We start from the raw sequence: 362 nt of genomic DNA, 5'->3' as shown, positions 1-362 counted from the left end.
AAAAGACACTAATGATCATCAACTACCTCTACTCTACGCGCAGGCTCATCATCGAGTACGTATAACTGCCCTGCCAGTTCACAAAAAGCTAAACGACCTCCCCATATCGCTTTTTGGGTTTTCTCGTTTACGTCTTTCCCTTTTACTTTGTTATCGTAAGTAAAATTAAAGGTACTCTGACCGCGGATAGAGTCTTGGTTATGGTGCTCTAGTATTTGCTTAACACGAGCATCTTGCTCACGTTGCTTAAGCTCTTCTTGGCGAGTCTGGTTAAGTTCTTCAGCCTTTTTTTGCTGCTCTAAGTGAGTTTCCTGTATGTGCTTTTGCAGCTCACTTGTGTTACTAGTAGCCCCAATTTTTTG

Annotated in this window: 1 protein-coding gene; it reads right to left on the bottom strand. The window is 42.3% G+C overall.

The window, feature by feature from the left end:
• Window positions 1-8 precede the first annotated feature (8 nt).
• A partial coding sequence (locus CWC17_RS19240) for a DUF2058 family protein (RefSeq protein WP_138614657.1) occupies window positions 9-362 on the bottom strand: 354 nt, incomplete at its 5' end.

The organism is Pseudoalteromonas sp. S3785, from assembly GCF_005887365.1.
Taxonomy (GTDB): Bacteria; Pseudomonadota; Gammaproteobacteria; order Enterobacterales; family Alteromonadaceae; genus Pseudoalteromonas.
The sequence above is the reverse complement of the archived record's forward strand: the minus strand, read 5'-3'. Positions and strand labels throughout refer to the sequence as shown.